This window comes from uncultured Sphingorhabdus sp., from assembly GCF_937872355.1.
In the GTDB taxonomy this organism is placed as follows: Bacteria; Pseudomonadota; Alphaproteobacteria; order Sphingomonadales; family Sphingomonadaceae; genus Sphingorhabdus_B.
On the sequence record NZ_CALMSV010000075.1, the window covers coordinates 1 to 4,736 of the forward strand.

General features: G+C 57.0%; 4 protein-coding genes and 1 pseudogene. 1 reads left to right on the forward strand and 4 read right to left on the reverse strand.

Going from position 1 to position 4,736, the window contains the following annotated elements:
- Nucleotides 1-620: pseudogene (locus Q0239_RS04285) on the reverse strand (PEP-CTERM sorting domain-containing protein); the annotation flags it as partial.
- 375 nt (nucleotides 621-995) lie between these two features.
- On the opposite strand from Q0239_RS04285, the gene dksA reads away from it, so the two are divergent.
- Entirely contained in the window at nucleotides 996-1,460 is a 465-nt protein-coding gene (gene dksA, locus Q0239_RS04290) for an RNA polymerase-binding protein DksA (protein WP_298598952.1), read from the forward strand.
- 44 nt (nucleotides 1,461-1,504) lie between these two features.
- Here dksA and Q0239_RS04295 read toward each other — a convergent pair whose 3' ends face one another.
- From Q0239_RS04295 to Q0239_RS04305, 3 genes are all read right to left on the reverse strand, one after another.
- On the reverse strand, nucleotides 1,505-2,995 hold the full coding sequence (locus Q0239_RS04295) for a M48 family metalloprotease (RefSeq protein ID WP_298598955.1): 1,491 nt from the start codon (nucleotides 2,993-2,995) through the stop codon (nucleotides 1,505-1,507).
- Between the two features lie 100 nt (nucleotides 2,996-3,095).
- Nucleotides 3,096-4,043: an acetyl-CoA carboxylase carboxyltransferase subunit alpha gene (locus Q0239_RS04300; protein ID WP_298598958.1), complete on the reverse strand. Its 948-nt coding sequence runs from the start codon at nucleotides 4,041-4,043 to the stop codon at nucleotides 3,096-3,098.
- 31 nt (nucleotides 4,044-4,074) lie between these two features.
- On the reverse strand, nucleotides 4,075-4,736 hold a 662-nt coding region (locus tag Q0239_RS04305), incomplete at its 5' end, for a tyrosine-type recombinase/integrase (protein ID WP_298598961.1).

Sequence of the window (4,736 nt, forward strand, 5' to 3'; positions counted from 1 at the left end):
GGCGGGGGCCGGGGGCCCGGGGTCGAACGCGCCGCCCGCCCAGGCGGCGTAGAGCCCCCGCCGGTCGAGGTCGATGTGCTGACGCCACCCGTAGAGGTCGAAACGCCGCCCGAAGTGCTGGATGTGCTGGATCCGCCAGTTGAGGTGCTCGAGCCGCCCGAGCCGCCCGACGATGTGCTGGTCGAACCGGTCGAGGTGGAAGAAATAACCACAGTGCCACCGCTGCTGCCGCCACCGCCGCCAGAAAAGCCGCCAAAGAAGCCGCCACCAAAGCCACCGCCAAAACCGCCACCGATGACAACGGGAACACCGCCACCGCTGCTGCCGACATCACCCATCGGGGGCAACGGCGCATAGGGAATGGGCATCGGCATGCCCTGCGCGATCGCAACGGGTTGCGGCATGCAGGTGGTTGTCGTGGTGCGAACGACCTTGCGGACGCGTTTGACCTTGCGAACCGGAGCGTGACGGGCAATCTTGCGCGCCTTCACCTTTTTCTTGGCCTTGTGTCCCTTGACCTGTGCAGGCGGTTGGTCCGCAATCTGCACTGCGCCGCCGCCGATAAGGGCACCACCGCATGTGCAGGCGCACAATTTCGCCAAAGCCATCCGTACTGACATATTCCCTGACCTCTTCAGTCGTTCCGACGGTTATAATATCGAGTTCGATAGATTCCCGCCCCTTGTCGGTTGAATTGGGCAGAAGACTCCAAAAGTCGCAATTCCATTAACCCTGTTCACCCGCCGAGAACAAAAAAAATCGCACATTTTCCTGTGTAAAATGACGAAACGTCCCGTTGTGGAACTGTTTGACCTGGCAGGTATTAACTCTAACCGAAGTTATAGCGGATTTTGAGGGAAAATTTCCACAGGCGAATCTCCGCCGCTCGATTTGCCGCTTGTGCGGTCTTGGAGCCGCGTCTATAGCGCCCGCCAAGAGAGGGAATGCAGGCTTTTCGGTCTGTATTCAAGCCGTTCTTCGGTGGAGATTCTGCGATGAATGCCAGCACTCAAGTGCAAGATAAATCCGAAAAAATCAGCGAATTGGAGAGTGACCTAGACCCCGATTACGTGCCGTCTGATGATGAGCCGTTCATGAGCGAGAAGCAGTTGCGCTTCTTTGAACTGCAACTGCTCAAATGGCGCAAAGAGATTCTGGATGAATCTCGCGGGACACTGAACCAGTTGCAAGATGGTCCCATTCGCGAACCTGACCTCAACGACCGCGCATCAAGCGAAACCGATTGGGGCATTGAACTCCGTACCCGTGATCGCCAGCGCAAACTGATTGCCAAGATCGATGCCGCATTGCGCCGGATCAAGGAAGGCGAATATGGCTATTGTCAGGTCACTGGCGAGCCAATCTCACTCGCTCGCCTGCGCGCACGCCCGATCGCCACTATGACGCTGGAAGCACAGGAGCGTCACGAGCGCCAGGAACGCATCTCACGCGACGACTAATCAGAGTTACGGCGTCCTTTGCAATTAAGGACGCCGTCTCTGTCCTAATAAGTGACGATCTTCACTTTCTGACCGCGCGAAAGCGTTGCGTTGCCGGATAGCCCGTTGAGCGCCAGAAAGCGTTCGGTCTGGAAGTTTTTATAGGCCATTTGCGCTGCTATTGTGGCGACCGTATCCGACCGTCCAACAGTAACAACCCTGACCTTACGAGGTTTTATGTCAGCCGCCTGCTTGTCGGTGAGCCGCGACACGCTTTCGAACATTGATGTGAAAGGCGTGCTGTTGGCGGGCGCGATGGTAACAAAATGGAACGCCTGATTTGGTGCCCATTCATAGGCGAATACTGTCAGCGTCACAGTTCCTGATTGCTGGGTCTGCACATTAGCACTGGCATAGAAAGCCGGAATTCCATTGACTGTGGTCTGCTGAATAGAGCCATAATTGACCTGCTGCTGATCACCGACCACGCTCTTGAAGGCGGCATCGATATAAGCCTTGCGGTCGCCGTTGAACGCCTGCGTCGTAAACAGCGCCTTACCGCCATTACCGCTGATGGTAACCGCCTGCGTGCCATTCGACATTCCGAATCCAGAAGGCACTGCGAAGCGCAGACGTAGATCGGGGTGAAGGAATTCCTGTCCCTCTATCACCCCTTCACGTGGATCGTCATCGTACATCATGCCGTCGATCGCCTTGAAATGCGCATCGGCATTACGGACCGTACTGACAGGATATTTTTTCGCATTGGTTGCGGCCCGCACCACGCGCTTGGCCGGATCGGGGTGGGTACTCGCCCATTCGGGTACCGAATGCGCATTGAGCCCTGCCACTTTGGCATCCACCGCAGTTTGCAGCGCGAGCGAATTAAGCATGGCCGACAAGGCAGACGGATCATAACCGGCTTTGCTGAGATATTTGATCCCCAGATCGTCGGCCTGTTCTTCCTGTCCGCGCGAATATTTCAGGGTAAACAACTGCGCTAATTGTCCAGAATATTGCTTCGCAGCGCCACCCAAGGCGCCTGCTAGGCCGCCATTGTCACCAATCATCGCACCACCTATGGTGCCGAGTACACCGATGATATTGGCAAGCGTCGCCTGTTTCTGGCGTTTCTTGCTGTGGCGGGCTGCGGTGTGACCGACTTCATGGCCCAGCACGCCTGCCATCTCTGCTTCGCTGTTGCACAATGCGGCAAGCTGGCGGGTGATGTAAACATAGCCGCCCTCGATCGCGAAAGCGTTGTTCACCGCCGAATTGAGGAAGGTAACCGTGAACTCGCCTTCGCTGTTTGCGAGGCCAGATTGGAGCGCAATTTTCTTACCCACGCGTTCGACATAGGCAGTCTGCGGGCTTTGATAGGCGCCGCCAAATTCTTTAAGGATTTCAGGGTGATATTTAGCACCATTAGCCTTTTCCTTTGCCGAAAATGGCAAGGGTTCGCTACTTTTAGACTTGGCGGCAAATGCACCCTGGGTCGAAACGGCACCAACGGCGAGCATCGAAGCCGCGAGGGTCAGGAACAGTTTGGTACGCATGACAGACTCCTATCCTATCGCAATACATTAGCATGCAATCACAAGAGTCTAGGTAAAATGTTGAAGCTGGCCCTATTATGAACCTGATTGGCCAGAGCGCTTAGAATTGGCCCATCTTCAGGAACTTGGCGTGCCGCTCCTGCTTTATTTCGCTCGCACTGAGCTTCTCAAGTTCGACCAATGCTTCGGTCAAAGCCTTCCCCAGATTGGCACTGGCCGCCGCATGATCGCGGTGCGCGCCGCCAACAGGTTCCGGAACAATCGAATCGATGACGCCCAGCGATTTCAGATCAGCTGCGGTCACCTTCATCGCCTGCGCCGCGTCGGCCGCGCGATCATTCGTACGCCAAAGGATCGATGCACAGCCTTCCGGCGAAATGACCGCGTATACGGCATGTTCGAACATCATTACCCGATTGGCTGCAGCGAGTGCAACCGCCCCGCCCGAGCCGCCTTCACCGACGATGCACGAAATCATCGGTACGCCCAGTTGCAGGCATTTTTCGGTCGAGCGGGCAATGGCCTCTGCCTGACCGCGTTCTTCGGCCTGAACGCCCGGGAAGGCACCTGAGGTGTCGACCAGCGAAATGACAGGCAGTCCAAAACGGTCGGCCAGCTCCATCAGGCGGATCGCCTTGCGATAGCCTTCGGGCTTACCCATGCCGAAATTATGACGCAGGCGGCTTTCGGTATCATCGCCCTTTTCATGTCCGATCAGGACCACGCGACGGTCACCCAGCCTTGCCAGTCCGCCTAAAATCGCTTGATCATCGGCAAAGGCACGGTCCCCCGCCAACGGCAGGAAATCATCGAACAGATTTGCGACGAAATGCTTGAAATGTGGCCGCTCGGGATGGCGGGCCACCTGGGTTTTCTGCCATGGCGTCAGCTTCGCATAGGTGTCGGCCAATAATTTATCCGCTTTAGCGCGCAATTTTCCGATTTCGCTGGTGGCATCAATTTCGGTCTCACCCGCCGTATCTTCCAGTTCCTGGATGCGGGCTTCGAGTGCGGCGACCGGCTTTTCGAAATCGAGATAGACTGTCATGCCTCGCCGTTAGAACCTGCAGGCGGCGGGGTCAACGAGAGAGCTTGCGTTTTGCGAGCGGGTGCCGCTGGTTCACCAGTTCGACCAGCTTCGAGGAATCGACATGGGTGTAGATTTGCGTGGTTGCGATATCCGCATGGCCGAGCATAGCCTGTAACGCCCGCAAATTGGCCCCACCAGCCAGCAAATGGGTGGCAAAAGCATGGCGTAATACGTGCGGGCTGACCTTTGCCGGATCAATACCCGATTCGGCAGCCAGTTCGCGGATTATCTGGAACAGGCGGATACGGCTGATGTGCACATCGCCTTTACCCGAAGCCCGGGCCGCCCGCGAGGGGAAGAGATATTTCGAGTCCTTGGGCACAAAGGCGTGCCAGGCGCCAACCGCTTGCCGCGCACGGTCCGAGATCGGAACCAGCCGCTCCTTCGAACCTTTGCCGATCAGGATGATGTAGGGCCGGTCATGAACAATAGAGGTACGCGGCAGCGCGACGAGTTCGGTAGCGCGCAAGCCAGAGCCGTAGAGCAGTTCAACAAGTGCCGACAGCCGATAGTCGAGCGGTGACGGCTTTGGTTTGGCCAATCGCGTTTCGATAGAAGCAAACAGCGCCTCTACTTCCGAAATATCGAGAACTTTGGGCAACGAACGGCTTTGAACCGGGCGCGGCAAGGCGGCGGACGGGTTATCAGCCC

Bases quoted from the DNA above. Each gene is read 5' to 3' on its own strand.
- dksA (WP_298598952.1), top strand. From the start codon at position 996: ATGAATGCCAGCACTCAAGTGCAAGATAAATCCGAAAAAATCAGCGAA.
- Q0239_RS04295 (WP_298598955.1), bottom strand. From the start codon at position 2,995: ATGCGTACCAAACTGTTCCTGACCCTCGCGGCTTCGATGCTCGCCGTT.
- Q0239_RS04300 (WP_298598958.1), bottom strand. From the start codon at position 4,043: ATGACAGTCTATCTCGATTTCGAAAAGCCGGTCGCCGCACTCGAAGCC.